Below are 19949 nucleotides of genomic sequence, written 5' to 3' on the forward strand. Positions count from 1 at the left end.
TACATACATTCACAAATGTATGTAAATCTAACGCCTGTAAATTCACTGACATATGGCACGAAAAACCAAACAACAAGCACAGGAAACACGACAGCATATTCTCGATGTTGCTCTGCATTTGTTTTCGCAACAAGGGGTATCATCCACCTCGCTTGCGGAGATCGCAAAAGCCGCTGGTGTCACGCGCGGCGCAATCTATTGGCATTTCAAAAACAAGTCGGATTTATTCAGTGAAATCTGGGAGCTAGCAAAACCTAACATTGATGAGTTAGAGACTGAGTATCAGGCAAAATTCCCCGACGATCCACTATCAGTATTAAGAGAAATTTTAATTTACGTTCTTGAAGCTACCGTGACAGAAGAACGCCGACGTTTGTTGCTGGAAATTATATTCCACAAATGCGAATTTGTCGGGGAAATGGCCTCTGTTCAGTTAGCTCAACGCCATCTTTGTATTGAAAATTACGATCGTATCGAACAAACATTGCGGCACTGTATGGATGCCAATATGCTGCCGGAAAACCTGAACACCCGTCGCGTGGCGGTCCTGTTGCGCAGCTATATTACCGGAATCATAGAAAACTGGTTATTTGCCCCCGAATCGTTTGATCTGAAAAAAGAAGCTCGGGAATACGTCGCTGTGCTGCTGGAGATGTGCCTTATGTGCCCAACTCTGCGGCTTGGCGTGGCGGAAATCCACTAAACGTTTTGGGCCTGTACCAGGAATTCTCCTGGTCGTTTTGCCTGCTGCTATTCTGCCGGTCACAGCCGTGATATTCTTGCCGCTTGACTATTTTCGGTCACTTTTCCGGTTCAGAAACGTTCATTCTCATGACTATGTTGCAGCTCTATAAACGTTCACAGCATCTTATTGCTATTACCATTCTTTTCTTCATTCTCTTGCTATCTTGCCAGTCGTCTGCTTTTGCGCGGGCGCAACAGAGTGGTGAACTGCCGACGAAAGCGGATATTCAGAGCCAACTGGACGCACTGAGTAAACAAAAAGATCTCTCCGCGCAGGATAAGCTGGTCCAACAGGATCTCATCGATACCATCGCCACGTTGGATAAAATCGATCGCGTGAAAGATGAGACCGTACAGCTTCGCCAGAAAGTTGCCCAGGCACCGGAGAAAATGCGTCAGGCGACGGATGCGTTAAATTCGCTCAGCGATGTCGATAACGACGATGAAACGCGAAAAACGCTGAGTACACTCTCCTTGCGACAGCTTGAGTCGCGCGTGGCACAGGTTTTGGATGACCTGCAAAGTGCGCAAAACGATCTTGCCGCTTACAACAGCCAACTGGTGTCGCTCCAGACGCAGCCAGAGCGTGTGCAGAATGCGATGTACACCGCGTCGCAGCAAATGCAGCAAATTCGTAATCGACTCGATGGCAACAATGTGGGAGAGGCTGCGTTACGCCCCAGCCAGCAGGTGTTGCTGCAGGCACAGCAGGCGCTGCTGAGTGCGCAGATCGACCAACAGCGTAAGAGCCTCGAAGGTAATACTGTTTTGCAGGATACCTTGCAAAAACAACGTGATTACGTAACAGCTAACAGTAACCGGCTTGAACATCAGCTCCAGCTTCTGCAAGAAGCGGTGAACAGCAAACGACTAACGTTAACCGAAAAGACGGCTCAGGAAGCGGTAACGCCGGATGAAGCCGAACGTATTCAGTCAAACCCGTTAGTGAAGCAGGAACTGGACGTTAACCATCAGCTCAGCCAGCGTCTGATTGCCGCGACCGAAAACGGCAACAACCTGATGCAGCAGAATATCAAAGTCAAAAACTGGCTTGACCGCGCGCTGCAATCCGAACGCAATATTAAAGAACAGATCGCCGTCCTGAAAGGCAGCCTGCTGCTGTCGCGTATTCTGTATCAGCAACAACAAACACTGCCGTCGGCGGATGAACTTGCCGATATGACTAACCGGATCGCTGATTTGCGTCTGGAACAGTTTGAGATTAACCAGCAGCGTGATGCGCTATTCCAGAACGATGCGTTTGTCGCCAAATTGGAAGAAGGGCACAGCAACGAAGTGAATGGTGAAGTCCATGATGCCCTGCTGCAGGTTGTGGATATGCGCCGTGAACTGTTGGATCAGCTGAACAAGCAGCTGGGCAACCAGTTGATGATGGCGATTAACCTGCAAATCAATCAACAGCAGCTAATGAGCGTCTCGAAGAACCTGAAAGGGATCCTCACGCAGCAAATCTTCTGGGTTAATAGTAACCGTCCGATGGACTGGGACTGGATCAAAGCCTTCCCACAAACGCTAAAAGACCAGTTTAAGTCGATGAAAATCACGGTGAACTGGGAAAAAGCCTGGCCCGCCGTCTTTATTGCGTTCCTGGCGGGGCTGCCACTACTGCTTATTGCTGGGTTAATCCGCTGGCGTTTGAAATGGTTGAAAGAGTATCAGGCGAAATTAGCCGCCGCAGTAGGGAATCTACGTAATGACAGTCAGCTCAATACGCCAAAAGCGATTCTGATCGATCTGATCCGAGCGTTGCCGGCGTGCCTGATTATCCTCGCCGTGGGCCTGATTCTGCTTACCATGCAGTTGAATATCAGCGACCTGCTGTGGGCGTTCAGTAAGAAGATGACAGTCTTCTGGCTGGTGTTTGGTCTGTGCTGGAAGGTGCTGGAAAAAGATGGCGTGGCAATTCGTCATTTTGGTATGCCAGCGAAGCAGACCAGCCACTGGCGCCGCCAGATCGTGCGTATTAGCCTGGCGCTGTTACCGCTCAACTTCTGGTCGGTCATTGCTGAGCTGTCGCCGCTTAATTTGATGGACGATGTGCTGGGTCAGGTAGTTATTTTCCTCAACCTGCTGCTGATCGCCTTCCTGGTATGGCCAATGTGTCGTGAAAGCTGGCGCGACAAAGAGTCGCATGGCTTGCGTCTGGTTACCATTACTGTCCTCTCAATTATCCCGATTGCATTAATGGTGCTGACGGCGACAGGGTATTTCTACACCACGTTGCGCCTGGCCGGTCGTTGGATTGAAACGGTCTATCTGGTTATCCTCTGGAACCTGCTGTATCAGACGGTACTGCGTGGATTGAGCGTGGCGGCACGGCGTATCGCCTGGCGCCGTGCCTTAGCGCGTCGTCAGAACCTGGTGAAAGAAGGGGCGGAAGGAGCCGAGCCGCAGGAAGAACCGACCATTGCGCTTGAGCAGGTGAACCAGCAAACGCTGCGCATCACCATGCTGGTAATGGTTGCCCTGTTTGGTGTTCTGTTCTGGGCTATTTGGTCTGATTTGATAACTGTATTCAGCTACCTCGATAGCATTACGCTCTGGCATTACAACGGCACCGAAGCGGGAGCTGCGGTGGTGAAAGACGTCACCATGGGCAGCCTGCTGTTTGCGATTATTGCGTCAATGGTCGCGTGGGCGCTGATCCGTAACTTACCCGGCCTGCTGGAAGTGCTGGTGCTGTCGCGACTGAAGATGCGCCAGGGCGCTTCGTATGCGATCACCACGATCCTTAACTACGCGATCATCGCCATCGGCGCGATGACGGTCTTCGGATCGCTCGGTGTTTCATGGGATAAGCTACAGTGGCTGGCAGCAGCCCTGTCGGTTGGTCTTGGTTTTGGCTTGCAGGAAATCTTCGGTAACTTTGTTTCGGGTCTGATTATTCTGTTTGAACGCCCGGTCCGCATCGGCGATACCGTGACTATCGGTACGTTCTCAGGAACGGTCAGCAAGATCCGTATCCGTGCCACCACTATTACCGACTTCGATCGCAAAGAGGTGATCATCCCGAACAAAGCATTTGTGACGGAGCGTTTGATCAACTGGTCGCTTTCCGATACCACCACGCGTCTGGTGATCCGCATCGGTGTGGCCTACGGTTCGGATCTGGATAAAGTGAAGAAAGTGCTGCTGCAGGCGGCGATGGAACACCCGAAAGTGATGCATGATCCAGAGCCTGCGGTGTTCTTTACCGCCTTCGGCGCCAGCACGCTGGATCATGAACTGCGATTATACGTACGTGAACTGCGCGATCGTAGCCACACGGTTGATGAACTGAACCGTGCGGTCGATCGTTTGTGCCGTGAAAACGACATTGATATCGCCTTTAACCAGCTCGAAGTGCATCTGCATAACGCGAAAGGTGATACCGTGACCGAGGTTAAGCGTGACATCATTAAAGGTGATGATCCGACGCCTTCGGTAGGTTAAGTTGCAATCAGGGCGGCATATTTGTCGCCCTGATTGCATTTAGTGCGCCAGCGCGACCAGTTCTTCCTGCGTCAGGCCTGTAAGGTGCGTAATCAGCTCCAGTTCCAGGCCGCGGGCGAGCATTTTTTGTGCGATATTACGCGCTTCAACCTGCCGACCTTCTTCTAACCCTTTTTCCAGCCCTTGTTGTATGCCTTCCACTCTGCCTTTTTCTTCCAACCATTCGGCAATCGTCATCAGCTGTTCCTTGTACTGTGGCGCACTCTGCGCCAGATGGCGGACAAGTACGCCGGGTTCCGTGGTATTTCCTGCTTTAAGCATGTAATTAATCAAAACGTCGATTTGATATTCTGTCAGATGCTCTTGTGTTAAGAGTGTGACCAGTTGATCCAATAGCTCACTCAGATCCCGTCGACGAATATGTTTTTGCAGGAGTTCCAGCATCGCTACCCGTTGATGCTGCAAGATCTGATTATCTGGCATTACGGTCAGGTCTACCAGTGTAAATTCATTGCCGTAAAGCGCTTTCGCAAGCTTTGGTTCGCTAAACAGGTGATGCCAGTTAAGGGTATAAGGCCACGGACTTTCCATACCATGGTAAAACAGGATAGGAACGACCAGAGGTAATGTCTTATGCCCGGCGTTAAGATGGTGTTGCATGGCGGCAATTGCGTAGCGCATCAGGCGAAAGGCCATGAATTTATCGGGCTTACTCTGATGTTCAATCAGTGCGTAAACGTAGCTGGGTCCATGTGTTGTTTGCAGGGAATAGAGGATATCTGAATAGCTGGTATGTAAATCGTCCTCAATAAAGCTGCCTGATTCCAGCGTTAATGTATCCATATCGCATATATTGAGAAATGCTTCAGGCAAATGGATCTGCAAAAAATCTCGGGCAACCTCCTTTTGCGTCAGCATTTGCCGAAAGACCGCGTCGTGGGGTGTGGTGGGGAGTCGTTCCATGATCTGTCCGTTATCGTCGTGATGTTGCGACGACTCTGACACCGAAGCCAATGGCAGACCAGAGGGCAATTAATCAGTTTGCGAGGTGCCTTCCGCAGTTTTAAGTTTGTTTTCATAATCACGCATGACGATCTCCAGCGCGCGTAGCACTGTTCGTGCTGGTAGCTGATTTTCCTCAAGTAAAACAATCAGGTCGACGGCCAGTTTGACCTCGTCCGGGGCGTTCTCTAATGACATAAATTCTCCGGGGATTAGCGGGTTAAACGCGCCAGCACGTTTTCTATTCTTGCCAGTGCATGACGACAACGCGCGAGTCGCGCTTCGAATGCTTCTACTTCACGATGCAGTTTTTGCTGTTCTTCAAAGCCGGTAGCCTGAGCCAGGCGCTCTTTGCGTTCTCGCGTCATTTCAACCAGACGGCGTTCAAACTCCTGGTGTTGGACCCGCTTGCGCTGCCAGCGCGCAAGACCTGGAGATGCGCTGTCCCACTCCCGGAGCGACCAACTGGCGGTTTCACGTGAAATCGCCTCTAACTGTGAGGCAAGGTGTTCCGCAAGCCAGGTGATTTGTGGGAGTTGCTGCTGCTCAACGGCGCGACGCAGGGCAGTAAGATTATCGTCAGCCTCATCCAGACAGGCCTGCAGCAACGTGCTGCGCGTGTGAAACAGATGCCTGTCAAAGCGGGCGCTAAGCGTTGTGTGGTGCGCCAGCGGGGCGCAATGTTGTCGCAAGCGGTTAAGCTGGTTTTCGAGCGTCTGTAACAGCATGGCGGTTTTCACAACAACACTCCGATGAAAATGAGAACCGTTATGCTAAAGTAGCGATTCTCTGTGTTAAGTACTCATATTATGCAACGCATTATTCTAATCATCATTGGCTGGATAGCGGTAGTGCTAGGTACGCTGGGCGTTGTATTGCCTCTGTTGCCGACGACGCCGTTTATACTGCTGGCTGCCTGGTGTTTTGCCCGCTCATCGCCGCGTTTTCACGACTGGTTGCTTTACCGTTCGTGGTTCGGCGGGTATTTGCGCCACTGGCAAAAACACCGTGCGATGCCGCCGGGAGCAAAACCGCGCGCTATTTTGTTGATCCTGGTGACGTTTGGTATTTCACTGTGGCTGGTCAATATGATGTGGGTACGCGGCCTGCTGCTGGTTATTCTCGCCTGTTTACTGATTTTTATGTGGCGGATCCCGGTGATTGATGAAAAACAACAAAAGCAGTAAAGCGCAATAATCGCTGTTGCAATTGTCTCTCACAGCCAGTAAATTCGACCGTTTTCGAGCACAGGCGCAGGTGGTCAAAGGTTAAGCAAGTGTAACCTTGGCTCTTATATAGACACAAAATCATTCAAGATTCGTCGAGGATGAAGTGTTTAGTGCGCCGTGAAGTAATACTGTATTAATCAGGCACAAACTTATGACCGCGACAGCACAGCAGCTTGAGTTTCTCAAAAATAGCATCAAAAGCATCCACGACTACCCAAAACCGGGCATTCTCTTTCGTGATGTCACCAGTTTACTGGAAGACCCGAAAGCCTACGCCCTCAGCATTGAATTGCTGGTTGAACGCTACAAAAATGCGGGTATCACTAAAGTGGTTGGCACCGAAGCGCGTGGCTTCCTGTTTGGCGCGCCGGTAGCGTTGGGTTTGGGCGTCGGCTTTGTTCCGGTACGCAAACCCCGTAAGCTTCCGCGTGAAGTTATTGCTGAGACCTATGAGCTGGAGTACGGCACCGATCAGCTGGAAATCCACGTTGATGCCATCAAACCTGGCGATAAAGTGCTGGTTGTGGACGACCTGCTGGCAACTGGCGGCACGATTGAAGCGACCGTGAAGCTGATCCGCCGTCTGGGTGGTGAAGTTACCGATGCTGCTTTTATCATTAACCTGTTTGATCTGGGCGGCGAACAGCGTCTGGAAAAACAGGGGCTTACCTGTTATAGCCTGGTTCCATTCCCGGGCCACTAATTTAGGGCTATCTTTTTTGCCATTTTGGCCCCGGTCAGTGCTCGAAATCCTCACGTACTGCGTGTACGCTCCGGTTTCTGTGCGCTGCCCGAAACCAAACTGACTGCAACGATAACGCCCGAATATAACGTGTCAACCTCGCCGTCGCTGCGAGGTTGTGTTAGCATTATCCCCCTGTGAATCCACCCTCCAGCCTTTCAGAGCCTGCCAATGAGTTATCAGGTCTTAGCCCGAAAATGGCGCCCACAAACCTTTGCTGACGTCGTCGGCCAGGAACATGTGCTGACGGCACTGGCGAACGGCTTGTCGCTAGGGCGTATTCATCATGCTTATTTGTTTTCCGGCACCCGTGGCGTCGGGAAAACCTCTATCGCCCGCTTGCTGGCGAAGGGATTAAACTGTGAAACCGGCATCACCGCCACGCCGTGTGGCGTGTGCGATAACTGCCGGGAAATCGAGCAGGGGCGTTTTGTCGATCTGATTGAAATCGACGCCGCCTCACGCACCAAAGTCGAAGACACCCGTGACCTGCTGGATAACGTCCAGTATGCGCCTGCGCGCGGTCGCTTTAAGGTCTACTTGATCGACGAAGTGCACATGCTGTCGCGCCACAGTTTTAATGCCTTACTGAAAACGCTCGAAGAGCCGCCCGCGCACGTTAAGTTCCTGCTGGCGACTACCGATCCGCAGAAGCTGCCGGTGACTATCCTGTCGCGCTGTCTGCAATTCCATCTTAAAGCGTTGGATGTCGAACAGATTCGCCATCAGCTTGAGCATATCCTCAAAGAAGAGCATATCGCCCATGAACCGCGTGCACTGCAACTGCTGGCTCGCGCCGCGGACGGCAGCCTGCGTGATGCGCTGAGCCTGACCGATCAGGCGATCGCCAGCGGCGATGGTCAGGTCTCGACCGAGGCGGTCAGCACCATGCTCGGCACGCTGGACGATGACCAGGCGCTCTCGCTCGTTGAAGCGGTTGTGGCTGCGGACGGCGAACGCGTTATGGCGCTGGTAAACGACGCTGCCGCGCGCGGTATCGAATGGGAAGCGCTACTGATTGAGATGTCGGCTTTGCTGCATCGTATTGCCATGGTTCAGCTTTCGCCTGCCGCGCTCGGCAGCGATATGGTCGCCATTGAACAGCGTATGCGTGAACTGGCGCGAATTGTTCCGCCAACTGATGTGCAGCTTTACTACCAGACTTTGTTAATCGGGCGCAAAGAACTGCCATATGCGCCGGACAGGCGAATGGGCGTCGAAATGACGCTGCTGCGTGCGCTGGCTTTTCATCCGCGCATGCCGCTCCCGGAACCTGAAGTTCCACGACAGTCGTTTGCCCCGGTCGCACCCACTGCGGTGATGACCCCGACGCAGGTGCAGCAGCAGCCTGCGCCTGCCCAACAGCAACAGAATGTGCCGCTCTCCGATGCCACCAGTCAGGTGTTGGCGGCGCGTAGCCAGTTGCAACGTGCTCAGGGAGCAACCAAAGCAAAAAAGAGTGAACCGGCAGCCGCTTCCCGCGCGCGGCCGGTGAATAATGCTGCGCTGGAAAGACTGGCTTCGGTGTCGGAACGTGTTCAGGCGCGTCCGGCGGTCTCTGCGCTGGAAAAAGCACCGGCGAAGAAAGAAGCGTATCGCTGGAAAGCGACCAATCCTGTTGCAGAAGTTAAAGAAGTCGTTGCCACGCCGAAAGCGCTGAAAAAAGCGCTTGAGCATGAAAAAACGCCGGAACTGGCGGCAAAGCTTGCGGCTGAAGCCATTGAACGTGACCCGTGGGCCGCCCAGGTGAGTCAGCTCTCGCTGCCTAAACTGGTGGAGCAGGTGGCGCTTAATGCCTGGAAAGAAGAGAATGGCAACGTAGTTTGCCTGCACCTGCGTTCCACGCAGCGACACCTAAATTCCAGCGGCGCGCAGCAAAAACTGGCTGAAGCACTGAGTTCCTTAACGGGGTCAACGGTTGAATTGACCATCGTTGAAGATGATAATCCAGCGGTGCGTACGCCGCTGGAGTGGCGTCAGGCCATTTATGAAGAGAAACTCGCGCAGGCGCGTGAGTCGATTATTGCGGATAATAACATCCAGACGCTGCGTCGTTTTTTCGATGCGGAGCTGGACGAAGAGAGTATTCGCCCCATTTGATCGTGAGCCTAATGGTTTGACGGTCGTCATCCCTTAACGTGATTGAGAGAGAAGCCTATGTTTGGTAAAGGCGGTCTGGGTAACCTGATGAAACAGGCCCAGCAGATGCAAGAAAAAATGCAGCAGATGCAGGAAGAAGTCGCCAAGCTGGAAGTGACCGGCGAATCTGGCGCGGGTCTGGTAAAAGTGACCATTAACGGCGCGCACAACTGCCGTCGCGTGGAGATCGATCCAAGCCTGCTGGAAGACGACAAAGAGATGCTGGAAGACCTGGTTGCTGCGGCATTCAACGACGCGGCGCGTCGCATTGAAGAGACGCAGAAAGAGAAGATGGCCTCTGTTTCCTCCGGAATGCAGCTGCCGCCTGGCTTTAAGATGCCGTTCTGATGCAAACCAGCCCGCTGTTAACTCAGCTTATGGAAGCACTGCGCTGTCTGCCGGGCGTTGGCCCGAAGTCGGCGCAGCGCATGGCGTTCACGCTACTTCAGCGCGATCGCAGCGGCGGGATGCGTCTGGCACAGGCGTTAACGAAGGCAATGTCGGAAATCGGCCATTGTGCCGATTGCCGCACCTTCACAGAGCAAGACGTCTGCAACATTTGCTCGAACCCGCGTCGGCAGGAAAACGGTCAGATTTGTGTGGTGGAGAGTCCGGCGGACATCTACGCCATTGAGCAAACCGGGCAGTTTTCCGGACGTTACTTCGTGCTGATGGGACACCTGTCGCCGCTGGACGGTATTGGCCCTGATGATATCGGGCTGGATCGTCTCGAACAGCGACTGGAGTCTGAGCAAATCAACGAACTGATCCTGGCTACCAATCCTACGGTCGAAGGAGAGGCGACCGCCAACTATATTGCTGAGCTTTGCATGCAATATGGCGTTGAAGCCAGCCGTATCGCCCATGGCGTACCGGTCGGCGGCGAGCTGGAAATGGTCGATGGCACTACGCTGTCGCACTCTCTGGCAGGGCGACACAAGATTAAATTCTGAACAAACGGAGGCCGCGACGGCGGCTTCCGCTTGAAATCCTTCCCGCTTGTCCCCATTTCACCCTCAACGTGTTTTTACCATTGAAAATGGCATTGTTGAGGTAGATCTACATGAAAGGACAAGAAACTCGTGGTTTTCAGTCAGAAGTAAAACAGCTTCTGCACCTGATGATCCATTCTCTGTATTCCAATAAAGAAATCTTCCTGCGTGAGCTTATCTCTAACGCCTCGGATGCAGCAGACAAGCTGCGTTTCCGCGCCCTGTCTAACCCGGACCTGTATGAAGGGGACGGTGAGCTGCGTGTACGTGTTTCCTTCGATAAAGATAAACGTACGTTGACCATTGCCGATAACGGCGTGGGGATGAACCGTGATGACGTTATCGATCATCTGGGGACCATTGCGAAATCCGGTACTAAATCTTTCCTCGAATCCATGGGATCCGATCAGGCGAAAGACAGCCAGTTGATCGGCCAGTTCGGGGTGGGTTTCTACTCTGCGTTCATCGTGGCGGACAAAGTCACCGTGCGTACCCGCGCTGCGGGCGATAAGCCGGAAAACGGCGTGTTCTGGGAATCTGCGGGCGAAGGTGAGTACACCGTTGCCGACATCACCAAAGACGATCGCGGCACCGAAATCACCCTGCATCTGCGTGAAGGCGAAGATGAGTTCCTTGATGACTGGCGCGTACGTTCCATCATCAGCAAATATTCCGACCATATAGCGCTGCCGGTAGAGATCGAAAAATCCGAAGAAAAAGACGGCGAGACCGTGGTTTCCTGGGAAAAGATCAACAAAGCGCAGGCGCTGTGGACCCGTAACAAGTCGGAAATCAAAGACGACGAATACAACGAGTTCTACAAGCACATCGCCCACGACTTCACTGACCCGCTGACCTGGAGCCACAACCGTGTGGAAGGTAAGCAGGAGTACACCAGCCTGCTGTACATCCCGTCCCAGGCTCCGTGGGATATGTGGAACCGCGATCACAAGCATGGTCTGAAACTGTACGTCCAGCGTGTGTTTATTATGGACGACGCCGAGCAGTTCATGCCGAACTACCTGCGCTTTGTGCGCGGTCTGATAGATTCCAACGATCTGCCGCTGAACGTTTCCCGTGAGATCCTGCAGGACAGCACCGTCACCCGTAACCTGCGCAGCGCGCTGACCAAACGCGTACTGCAGATGCTGGAAAAACTGGCGAAAGACGACGCGGAAAAATACCAGACCTTCTGGAAACAGTTCGGCCTGGTACTGAAAGAAGGCCCGGCGGAAGATCACGCCAACCAGGAAACGATCGCTAAGCTGATGCGCTTCGCGTCTACGCACACTGACTCCTCCGCACAGACCGTGTCGCTGGAAGACTACGTGTTGCGTATGAAAGAAGGGCAGGAGAAAATCTACTACATCACCGCAGACAGCTATGCGGCAGCGAAGAGCAGCCCGCACCTGGAACTGCTGCGTAAGAAAGGCATCGAAGTCCTGCTGCTTTCTGACCGCATCGATGAGTGGATGATGAACTACCTGACCGAGTTCGACGGTAAGGCATTCCAGTCTGTTGCCAAAGCAGACGAGTCCATCGACAAGCTGGCGGATGAAGTTGATGAATCGGCAAAAGAAGCGGAAAAAGCGCTGACGCCGTTCGTTGAGCGCGTGAAAACCCTGCTGGGCGACCGCGTGAAAGAAGTGCGTCTGACTCACCGTCTGACTGACACGCCAGCCATCGTCACCACCGATGCGGATGAAATGAGCACTCAGATGGCGAAACTGTTTGCCGCTGCGGGCCAGGCCGTACCGGAAGTGAAATATATCTTTGAACTGAACCCGGACCACGTGCTGGTAAAACGCACGGCGGATACCCAGGACGAAGCGCAGTTCAAAGAATGGGTCGAACTGCTGCTGGATCAGGCGCTGTTTGCTGAGCGCGGCACGCTGGAAGACCCGAACCAGTTCATCCGTCGTATGAACCAGTTGCTGGTGTCCTGATACCCGTAATGTAATGCCGGATGGCGCTAACGCTTATCCGGCCTACAGCATCTCGTAATAGTATGCCGGATACGGTGTTTCCACCGCCATCCGGCATTTTCTCGCCTTATTTTTAATTTTCCCACCGTTAACCGTTTCAGCGTCGGGCGTCTTTCTTGAGCCAATTGCGTGATGGTGGTATCGTTTAGCGCTTTTTAAAAAATATCGACAACCTTTAAGGGGATTTTCGTAATGCGTATCATTCTGCTTGGCGCTCCGGGCGCGGGTAAAGGAACTCAGGCTCAGTTCATCATGGAGAAGTATGGTATTCCGCAAATCTCCACCGGTGATATGCTGCGTGCCGCCGTGAAATCTGGCTCCGAGCTGGGCAAACAAGCGAAAGACATCATGGACGCCGGTAAGCTGGTGACTGATGAGCTGGTGATCGCGCTGGTAAAAGAGCGTATTGCTCAGGAAGACTGCCGTAATGGTTTCCTGCTGGATGGCTTCCCGCGTACTATTCCGCAGGCAGACGCCATGAAAGAAGCGGGCATCAACGTGGACTACGTTCTGGAGTTCGATGTTCCTGACGAACTGATCGTTGACCGTATCGTGGGTCGTCGCGTACACGCTGCTTCTGGCCGCGTTTACCACATCAAATTCAACCCGCCTAAGGTTGAAGGTAAAGACGACGTGACCGGCGAAGAGCTGACCACCCGTAAAGACGATCAGGAAGAAACTGTACGTAAGCGCCTGGTGGAATACCATCAGATGACCGCTCCGCTGATCGGCTACTACTCTAAAGAAGCGCAGGCGGGTAACACCAAATACGCGAAAGTTGACGGCACCCAGGCCGTTGCTGACGTGCGCGCAGCGCTGGAAAAAATCCTCGGCTAATTTTTTCGCGTAATAAACCTCTTATCAGGCCTGCCATTATCGCGTAGGCCTGATAAGCGTAGCGCCATCAGGCAAATTCTCGTCTTACCTCTCACAGCAATTAGTTCTTCTTTATCGCTTTTCCGCTACAATTATCAACAATTTGAATCGATAAGAGGCGGTAATGCGTCAGACGAAAACCGGTATCCTGCTGGCAAACCTCGGCACTCCCGATGCCCCAACCCCCGAAGCCGTTAAGCGCTACCTGCGCCAGTTTTTAAGCGATCCACGCGTAGTTGATACGTCACCTGCACTGTGGTGGCCGCTGCTGCGCGGGGTGATTTTACCGTTGCGTGCGCCACGCGTAGCCAAGCTGTACCAGTCAATCTGGATGGAAGACGGTTCTCCGCTGATGGTTTATAGCAAGGCACAACAGCGGGCGCTGGCAGAACGCCTACCAAATACCCCTGTCGCGCTGGGAATGAGCTACGGTTCGCCGTCGCTTGAAAGCGCGGTCGATGAACTGTTGGCAAGCGGGGTTGAACACATGGTGGTGTTACCGCTGTACCCGCAATATTCCTGTTCGACGGTAGCGGCCGTCTGGGACGAACTGGCGCGTATCTTAGCGCGTAAACGCGGTATTCCTGGCGTTTCATTTATTCGTGATTACGCCGATGACAGCAGCTACATCGATGCGCTGGCGAAGAGTGCCCGGGATTCATTTGCTCAACACGGTGAACCTGATTTGCTGCTGCTCTCCTATCACGGCATTCCGCAGCGTTACGCCGATGAAGGTGATGACTACCCGCAGCGCTGTCGCGATACCACCCGAGAGCTGGTTTCAGCGCTTGGTCTGCCGCCAGAAAAAGTAATGATGACCTTCCAGTCTCGCTTTGGTCGCGAACCGTGGCTGACGCCGTATACCGACGAAACGTTAAAAATGCTGGCGGAGAAAGGGACACAACATATCCAGGTTATGTGTCCGGGCTTCTCGGCAGATTGCCTCGAAACGCTGGAAGAGATAGCGGTACAAAACCGGGAGATTTTCCTCGAGGCTGGCGGTAAGCAATATGAATATATTCCGGCGCTTAATGCCGCACCGGAACATATCGAAATGATGGTTAAACTGACCGACGCTTACCGTTAAAGCTGGGCTCTGAAGTAACGAGCGCCTTCCCGCAACGCATCGTCGGCGGTTTTCATCATTCGCGAATAGTGCAGGAAGGCGTGCAGCGTACCGGGGTACATTTTGTACTGGCAGGGCTGCTGATGCGCCTGCAACGTCTGGAATAGTAAGCGGCTATCGTCAATCAGCGGATCAAACTCAGCGCCAGCGATAAAACACGGTGGCACGTCACGCGTCAGATCGTTATTAAACAGGCAATAATACGGTGACTCGCGATCGTCAGCGCTACGCAGGTACGCGTTTTCGTACATCTGCAAGTCCTCGCGGGTTAACCCATCCCACGCTCCGCCCATCAGCCGTCGGCTCAGTGAATCCTGCAGGCCGTAAAGTCCATACCACAACAGCACCCCAGCCACCTTGCCGCAGACAATGCGTTTATCCCGCAGCCACAGCGCACTGGCAAGCGCCAGCATGGCTCCGGCGGAATCGCCCGCAAAACCGATATGATTCACATTAAGAGAATAGTCGCCAGCGTGCTGATGAAAATACTGGCAGACGGCGGCAATCTCTTCGATGGCTTGCGGGAAACGGGCTTCTGGCGCAAGCGAATAATCGATACCAATTACCGTGCACTGCGTATAGCGCGCCAGCAAGCGCATAATACGGTCGTGGGTATCCAGATTACCGAGAATAAAACCGCCGCCGTGCAGATAATACAACGTTGCCAGGCTATGAGGCTGCGGTGAGTAAATACGTGTGGCCACGGGGCCGCATGCGGTAGAAATAACGCATTCGCGGGTATTCATCTCTGGGGCATCGGCATTCCACAACTGCCGTTCATGAATGTAGTGTTGGCGCTGGGCCACGAAGTCATCTGCAGCGGGCCACGGCGGCAGATCGTCGCGATGAAAATTCACCACGCTTTTCATTTCATCCGAAATTCTGTCGAGTACGGGGATCTTGTTTTCCGGCTTCATAAAACGCTCCTTGTGAAGGTGAGTTATTGTAGAAATTAATCCCGTATAAACTGCGATCTCACCGTCTGATATTGAAACTTAGCGCCGCATCGCATGCGTGGCAGGGAATGTGCTACCATGCATCGCTCAGTTAACCACCCGTAAAATCGACCATGAAATTTCCCGGTAAACGCAAATCCAAACACTATTTTCCCGTCAGCGCGCGCGATCCGTTGCTGCAACAAATTCAGCCAGAAAATGAAACCAGCGCAGCCTGGGTGGTGGGCATCGACCAGACGCTGGTGGATATTGAAGCCAAAGTGGATGATGACTTTGTAAAACGTTATGGATTAAGCGCCGGGCATTCTCTGGTGATTGCCGATGATGTCGCAGAAGCGCTCTACCAGGAACTGGTGCGTGAAAACTTGATCACCCATCAGTTTGCGGGCGGTACTATCGGTAACACGATGCACAACTACTCTGTGCTGGCGGATGACCGCTCGGTGCTGCTGGGCGTGATGTGCAGCAATATCGAGATTGGCAGCTATGCGTACCGCTATTTATGCAATACCTCCAGCCGTACCGACCTGAACTACCTGCAAGGCGTTAACGGACCGATTGGCCGCTGCTTTACGCTGATTGGCGAGTCAGGTGAGCGTACCTTCGCAATCAGCCCTGGGCATATGAATAAGCTACGGGCGGATAGCATCCCTGAATCGGTGATTGCCGGAGCGTCCGCGCTGGTGCTGACGTCTTATCTGGTGCGCTGCGAACCGGGTGAGCCGATGCCGGAAGCGACCATGAAGGCGATTGAATACGCCAAAAAGCACAATGTGCCGGTGGTTCTGACCCTGGGCACCAAATTCGTCATTGCCGATAACCCGCAGTGGTGGCAGGCATTCCTGAAGGAGCATGTCTCTATTCTGGCGATGAATGAAGAAGAGGCTGAAGCGCTGACCGGCGAGAACGACCCGCTGCTGGCGTCTGACAAGGCGCTGGATTGGGTGGATCTGGTGCTGTGCACGGCGGGTCCGGCGGGTCTGTATATGGCGGGCTTTACGGAAGAAGAAGTGAAACGTAAAACCCAGCATCCTCTGCTCCCTGGTGCTATTGCCGAATTTAATCAGTACGAATTCAGCCGCGCCATGCGCCATAAAGACTGTACCAATCCGCTGCGCGTGTATTCGCACATCGCACCGTATATGGGCGGACCTGAAAAGATAATGAACACCAACGGCGCAGGTGACGGCGCGCTGGCGGCATTGCTGCATGATATTACCGCCAACAGCTATCACCGCAGCAACGTGCCTAACTCCAGCAAGCACAAGTTCACCTGGCTGACCTATTCGTCGTTAGCCCAGGTGTGTAAGTATGCTAATCGCGTGAGTTATCAGGTACTGAACCAGCATTCACCGCGCCTGACGCGCGGTTTGCCGGAACGTGAAGACAGTCTCGAAGAGTCGTACTGGGACCGTTAAATCTTGTATAGGCCGGATAAGCGATAACGCTATCCGGCACGGACATTAACTGGCCGTAGCAACTTCACCTGCAGGCGGCGTTTCAATCAGCTCCAGCATGGTGCGGGCGATTTCACGCTCACCCATGACGACCTGGTTGGCGCCGCGTTCGGTAATATATTCCACCTCATCGTCATAATGCGCGCGGGCGATAATCTCAATCGACGGGCATTTCTCACGCGCGGAAGCGACAATTTCACCCGCTTCATAACCATTGGGGATGGTCAACAGCAGCCAGCGCGCGCAATCCAGATGCGCCAGATTCATAATCTCTTCGTTGGCGGCATTTCCCAGTACCGCGCGGATCCCACGCTCGCGCAGTTCATCCACCCGGGTACGTGAGGTTTCGATCACCACCAGCGGGATCCCCGCAGCCATCAATTTCTCACCCAGCAGGCTGCCGACGCGACCAAAGCCAACCAGCAAGGCATGATTGCAGATATCCACCGGAATTTGCTTCTCTTCTTCGATAGCCTCTTCCAGCGTCTGCTCTTCCAGCGTTTCTGTTTTGGCGAGGTATTTTTCTAACACCGCAAACAGCACCGGGTTGAGCATGATGGACAGGATTGCCCCGGCCAGCACCAGATTCTGTCCGGCCTGCGGCAGCAGGTTCAACGCCATTCCCAGACCCGCCAGGATAAAGGCAAATTCACCAATCTGCGCCAGGCTGGTGGCAATGGTGAGCGCCGTGCGTTGGGAGTGACCAAACAGGCGCACCAGGAAATAGGCGGCAAGGGATTTACCAAAGATAATAATCGCCAGCGTGCCCAGTACCGCCAACGGCTGCTGGATCAGAACTAACGGATCGAACAGCATCCCGACGGAGACGAAGAACAGCACGGCGAACGCATCGCGCAGCGGCAGAGTATCATGCGCCGCACGGTGGCTTAGTTCAGATTCATTCAGCACCATACCGGCGAAGAACGCGCCCAGCGCAAAGGAGACATCGAACAGCTCTACTGCGCCAAAGGCGATACCTAAGGCGAGGGCGAGGACTGAGAGGGTAAACAGTTCGCGTGAACCGGTTGCGGCGCTGCGGGCCATAATCCACGGTACCAGGCGACGACCCACCAGCATCATAATCGCGATAAACGCCACCACCTTACCGATGGTAATGCCCATATCGACGGCCAGCGAGGCGAAGCCGACGTCTTCTTTTTCCAGCATCCCGGCGACGGCTGGCAGGAGAACCAGCGTCAGCACCATCATCAGATCTTCGACAATCAACCAGCCAATGGCAATTTGCCCGCGCTGGCTGTCAATGAGCTGTCGTTCTTCAAGCGCGCGCAGTAGCACCACGGTACTGGCGGTTGAAAGACACAGACCAAACACGATCCCCACCATCAGTGACCAGCCCAATATGGCGGAAAGCGCCATACCCAGCAGCGTTGCCACCGCTATCTGGGCAATCGCGCCGGGAATGGCGATAGACTTTACCGCCATCAAATCCTTCAACGAAAAGTGCAGCCCCACGCCAAACATCAGCAGAATAACGCCAAGCTCGGCCAGCTCAGGCGCGAGCTTAGTATCAGCAACAAAACCAGGTGTAAATGGACCGGCCAGAACGCCCGCTAACAGATATCCCACCAGAGGAGAAATACGCAGTTTATTGGCAATCATGCCTAATATAAAAGCGAGCACAAGGCCGCCGACAATGGTGGTGATAAGCGGGGTGGCGTGATGCATTCCGTCTCCTTTGGTTGCTGTGATGATCCTGAAAACCCAAACTACGAGTAATAGTTTATGACAATTTTAATGTTTATGTTTATGAATAATTGTTGAATTTTGAAGAAAACGGGATTTTAAGCGTAAAAAAGCACGGATCGGAAAAGTACGGTGATATGTGAGAGGTAAAGGCTGATGGCTACTGCAAGTAATGACGGCCAAAATTTACTTTTGGCCGTCAGAAAATCAGGCTTTGTGTCGGTTATCAGGTAAGAATATGGTCAGTATCCCCAGAAGTGGCAGGAAAGCACATATTTTGTAGACCAAATCGATGCTGGTATGGTCGGCTATCAGCCCTAGCACCGCGGCTCCCAAGCCGCCCATGCCGAAGGCAAACCCGAAAAATAGCCCAGAAACCATGCCAATACGCCCAGGAAGCAGCTCCTGCGCGTAGACCAAAATAGCAGAAAACGCCGATGCGAGGATAAAACCAATGATCACGGTTAAAATCCCGGTCCATTCCAGCGTTGCGTAGGGTAAAACGAGGGTAAATGGCGCAACTCCGAGGATAGAGCCCCAAATAACATATTTTCTGCCAATTTTATCGCCTAATGGTCCGCCAATCACCGTCCCGGCCGCGACGGCAAACAGAAAGGCAAACAGGTGAAACTGGGCGTTTTGTACCGATAATCCGAATTTTTGCATCAGATAAAAGGTGTAATAGCTGCTGATGCTCGCCATATAGAAGTATTTGGAGAAAATCAGCACCAGCAGGATGCTTACCGCCAGCACCACTTTATTGCGCGGTAACGGATTTACGATGGCGACTTTCGGTTTTCCTTTACTCATCCGATGCTGCGCGGCATACCAACGGCTGATTTGTGCCAGGACGACAATCGCTAATAACGCAGCCAGAACAAACCAGGCCACATTACCCTTACCATATGGCGCGATGATGACAGCTGCCAGCAAGGGTCCCAGAGAGCTGCCGAAGTTGCCGCCAACCTGGAAAATTGACTGCGCCAGGCCGTGACGACCGCCGGAGGCCATGCGCGCCACGCGGGATGATTCCGGATGAAATACCGAAGAGCCGGTGCCAACCAGCGCCGCGGCGAGCAGCACCATATGGAAGCTGCCGGCCATGGCCAGCAAAACAAGCCCACTCAGCGTGAAGCACATCCCAATGGGCAGCGACCACGGCATCGGGTATTTGTCCGTCCAGTAACCCACCACCGGTTGCAGCAGCGAAGAAGCAAGCTGGAAGGTTAGGGTGATCATCCCGATCTGCATGAACGTTAGCGAGAACTCTGACTGCAATAGCGGATAAATCGCCAGGATCAGCGACTGAATCATATCGTTTAGCAGATGGGAGAGGCTGATCGCTCCTAAAATGCCAAATGAGGTGCGTGCTTTAGCAACCGACGCTGACGCGCCAGCCACAGGCTGGGTTGGTTCACTTATTGCCATAGAAAGTCACTTCTGTTTGGGTTGCGATTATGAGGGTAATCTATTTTGTTATTATTACCTGACTAACATACCTGCGGAAGGTGTTTGAAGGAAGTCTCATTTCTGAAAACATTTTC

The 19949-nt window shown here is 53.3% G+C and carries 17 protein-coding genes and 1 other annotated feature; of the genes, 11 read left to right on the forward strand and 6 right to left on the reverse strand.

Features of this window, described 5'->3' with window-relative positions:
- The first annotated feature begins 52 nt into the window (after positions 1-52).
- Both acrR and mscK read left to right on the forward strand, forming a co-directional pair.
- Positions 53-703, forward strand: a complete 651-nt coding sequence (gene acrR, locus OGY10_RS07870; RefSeq protein ID WP_003831045.1) for a multidrug efflux transporter transcriptional repressor AcrR — start codon at positions 53-55, stop codon at positions 701-703.
- Positions 704-831: 128 nt separating this feature from the next.
- A complete protein-coding gene (gene mscK, locus OGY10_RS07875) occupies positions 832-4197 on the forward strand; it encodes a mechanosensitive channel MscK (protein WP_032942551.1) in 3366 nt (1121 codons plus the stop codon).
- Positions 4198-4236: 39 nt separating this feature from the next.
- Here mscK and OGY10_RS07880 read toward each other — a convergent pair whose 3' ends face one another.
- The 3 genes from OGY10_RS07880 to priC form a co-directional block, all read right to left on the reverse strand.
- Complete coding sequence (locus OGY10_RS07880; RefSeq protein ID WP_048214781.1) at positions 4237-5160, reverse strand: Rpn family recombination-promoting nuclease/putative transposase; 924 nt, start codon at positions 5158-5160, stop codon at positions 4237-4239.
- Positions 5161-5229: 69 nt separating this feature from the next.
- Positions 5230-5397 carry a pleiotropic regulatory protein RsmS gene (gene rsmS / locus OGY10_RS07885; RefSeq protein ID WP_065772037.1) on the reverse strand — a complete coding sequence of 56 codons (168 nt, stop codon included), beginning with the start codon at positions 5395-5397 and terminating at the stop codon, positions 5230-5232.
- A gap of 14 nt (positions 5398-5411) precedes the next feature.
- A complete protein-coding gene (gene priC / locus OGY10_RS07890) occupies positions 5412-5939 on the reverse strand; it encodes a primosomal replication protein N'' (RefSeq protein ID WP_008783968.1) in 528 nt (175 codons plus the stop codon).
- 69 nt (positions 5940-6008) lie between these two features.
- Between priC and OGY10_RS07895 the strand changes: the two genes are divergently transcribed.
- The 8 genes from OGY10_RS07895 to hemH all read left to right on the forward strand — a co-directional run bounded on the left by OGY10_RS07895 (position 6009) and on the right by hemH (position 14249).
- Complete coding sequence (locus OGY10_RS07895) at positions 6009-6386, forward strand: DUF454 family protein (protein WP_008783969.1); 378 nt, start codon at positions 6009-6011, stop codon at positions 6384-6386.
- 193 nt (positions 6387-6579) lie between these two features.
- Positions 6580-7131, forward strand: a complete 552-nt coding sequence (gene apt, locus OGY10_RS07900; RefSeq protein WP_003021759.1) for an adenine phosphoribosyltransferase — start codon at positions 6580-6582, stop codon at positions 7129-7131.
- Positions 7132-7341: 210 nt separating this feature from the next.
- Complete coding sequence (gene dnaX / locus OGY10_RS07905) at positions 7342-9270, forward strand: DNA polymerase III subunit gamma/tau (protein ID WP_267445056.1); 1929 nt, start codon at positions 7342-7344, stop codon at positions 9268-9270.
- Positions 8603-8667: a sequence feature (DnaX frameshifting element), on the forward strand. Its footprint overlaps the gene before it by 65 nt.
- A gap of 57 nt (positions 9271-9327) precedes the next feature.
- Positions 9328-9657, forward strand: a complete 330-nt coding sequence (locus OGY10_RS07910; RefSeq protein WP_003021764.1) for a YbaB/EbfC family nucleoid-associated protein — start codon at positions 9328-9330, stop codon at positions 9655-9657.
- Positions 9657-10262: a recombination mediator RecR gene (gene recR / locus OGY10_RS07915; RefSeq protein WP_003831050.1), complete on the forward strand. Its 606-nt coding sequence runs from the start codon at positions 9657-9659 to the stop codon at positions 10260-10262. Before OGY10_RS07910 ends, recR begins: the two co-directional genes overlap by 1 nt.
- 110 nt (positions 10263-10372) lie before the next feature.
- The gene (htpG, locus tag OGY10_RS07920; protein WP_057063194.1) at positions 10373-12247 is read left to right on the forward strand and encodes a molecular chaperone HtpG; all 1875 of its coding nucleotides are present in this window, start codon (positions 10373-10375) and stop codon (positions 12245-12247) included.
- Positions 12248-12478: 231 nt separating this feature from the next.
- Positions 12479-13123, forward strand: coding sequence for an adenylate kinase (adk, locus tag OGY10_RS07925; RefSeq protein ID WP_003021773.1), 645 nt, complete (start codon positions 12479-12481; stop codon positions 13121-13123).
- 163 nt (positions 13124-13286) lie between these two features.
- Positions 13287-14249: a ferrochelatase gene (gene hemH / locus OGY10_RS07930; protein WP_003831052.1), complete on the forward strand. Its 963-nt coding sequence runs from the start codon at positions 13287-13289 to the stop codon at positions 14247-14249.
- On the opposite strand, the gene aes is transcribed toward hemH, so the two are convergent.
- Positions 14246-15205, reverse strand: coding sequence for an acetyl esterase (aes, locus tag OGY10_RS07935; RefSeq protein WP_003831053.1), 960 nt, complete (start codon positions 15203-15205; stop codon positions 14246-14248). The genes hemH and aes overlap by 4 nt on opposite strands.
- A 152-nt stretch (positions 15206-15357) precedes the next feature.
- Here aes and gsk point away from each other — a divergent pair, with 152 nt between their 5' ends.
- Entirely contained in the window at positions 15358-16662 is a 1305-nt protein-coding gene (gsk, locus tag OGY10_RS07940; protein ID WP_003021781.1) for an inosine/guanosine kinase, read from the forward strand.
- 45 nt (positions 16663-16707) lie between these two features.
- On the opposite strand, the gene ybaL is transcribed toward gsk, so the two are convergent.
- On the reverse strand, positions 16708-18387 hold the full coding sequence (gene ybaL, locus OGY10_RS07945; RefSeq protein WP_048214776.1) for a YbaL family putative K(+) efflux transporter: 1680 nt from the start codon (positions 18385-18387) through the stop codon (positions 16708-16710).
- A 225-nt stretch (positions 18388-18612) separates the two neighbouring features.
- On the reverse strand, positions 18613-19833 hold the full coding sequence (gene fsr, locus OGY10_RS07950) for a fosmidomycin MFS transporter (protein ID WP_003021788.1): 1221 nt from the start codon (positions 19831-19833) through the stop codon (positions 18613-18615).
- Between the last annotated feature and the right edge of the window lie 116 nt (positions 19834-19949).

Origin of the sequence: Citrobacter sp. Cpo148, assembly GCF_030332375.1 — a bacterium.
Classification (GTDB): domain Bacteria; phylum Pseudomonadota; class Gammaproteobacteria; order Enterobacterales; family Enterobacteriaceae; genus Citrobacter; species Citrobacter portucalensis.

Coding starts and splice junctions, on each gene's coding strand:
- acrR (WP_003831045.1), top strand. CDS start 53: ATGGCACGAAAAACCAAACAACAAGCACAGGAAACACGACAGCATATT.
- mscK (WP_032942551.1), top strand. CDS start 832: ATGACTATGTTGCAGCTCTATAAACGTTCACAGCATCTTATTGCTATT.
- OGY10_RS07880 (WP_048214781.1), bottom strand. CDS start 5,160: ATGGAACGACTCCCCACCACACCCCACGACGCGGTCTTTCGGCAAATG.
- rsmS (WP_065772037.1), bottom strand. CDS start 5,397: ATGTCATTAGAGAACGCCCCGGACGAGGTCAAACTGGCCGTCGACCTG.
- OGY10_RS07895 (WP_008783969.1), top strand. CDS start 6,009: ATGCAACGCATTATTCTAATCATCATTGGCTGGATAGCGGTAGTGCTA.
- apt (WP_003021759.1), top strand. CDS start 6,580: ATGACCGCGACAGCACAGCAGCTTGAGTTTCTCAAAAATAGCATCAAA.
- dnaX (WP_267445056.1), top strand. CDS start 7,342: ATGAGTTATCAGGTCTTAGCCCGAAAATGGCGCCCACAAACCTTTGCT.
- OGY10_RS07910 (WP_003021764.1), top strand. CDS start 9,328: ATGTTTGGTAAAGGCGGTCTGGGTAACCTGATGAAACAGGCCCAGCAG.
- recR (WP_003831050.1), top strand. CDS start 9,657: ATGCAAACCAGCCCGCTGTTAACTCAGCTTATGGAAGCACTGCGCTGT.
- htpG (WP_057063194.1), top strand. CDS start 10,373: ATGAAAGGACAAGAAACTCGTGGTTTTCAGTCAGAAGTAAAACAGCTT.
- adk (WP_003021773.1), top strand. CDS start 12,479: ATGCGTATCATTCTGCTTGGCGCTCCGGGCGCGGGTAAAGGAACTCAG.
- hemH (WP_003831052.1), top strand. CDS start 13,287: ATGCGTCAGACGAAAACCGGTATCCTGCTGGCAAACCTCGGCACTCCC.
- aes (WP_003831053.1), bottom strand. CDS start 15,205: ATGAAGCCGGAAAACAAGATCCCCGTACTCGACAGAATTTCGGATGAA.
- gsk (WP_003021781.1), top strand. CDS start 15,358: ATGAAATTTCCCGGTAAACGCAAATCCAAACACTATTTTCCCGTCAGC.
- ybaL (WP_048214776.1), bottom strand. CDS start 18,387: ATGCATCACGCCACCCCGCTTATCACCACCATTGTCGGCGGCCTTGTG.
- fsr (WP_003021788.1), bottom strand. CDS start 19,833: ATGGCAATAAGTGAACCAACCCAGCCTGTGGCTGGCGCGTCAGCGTCG.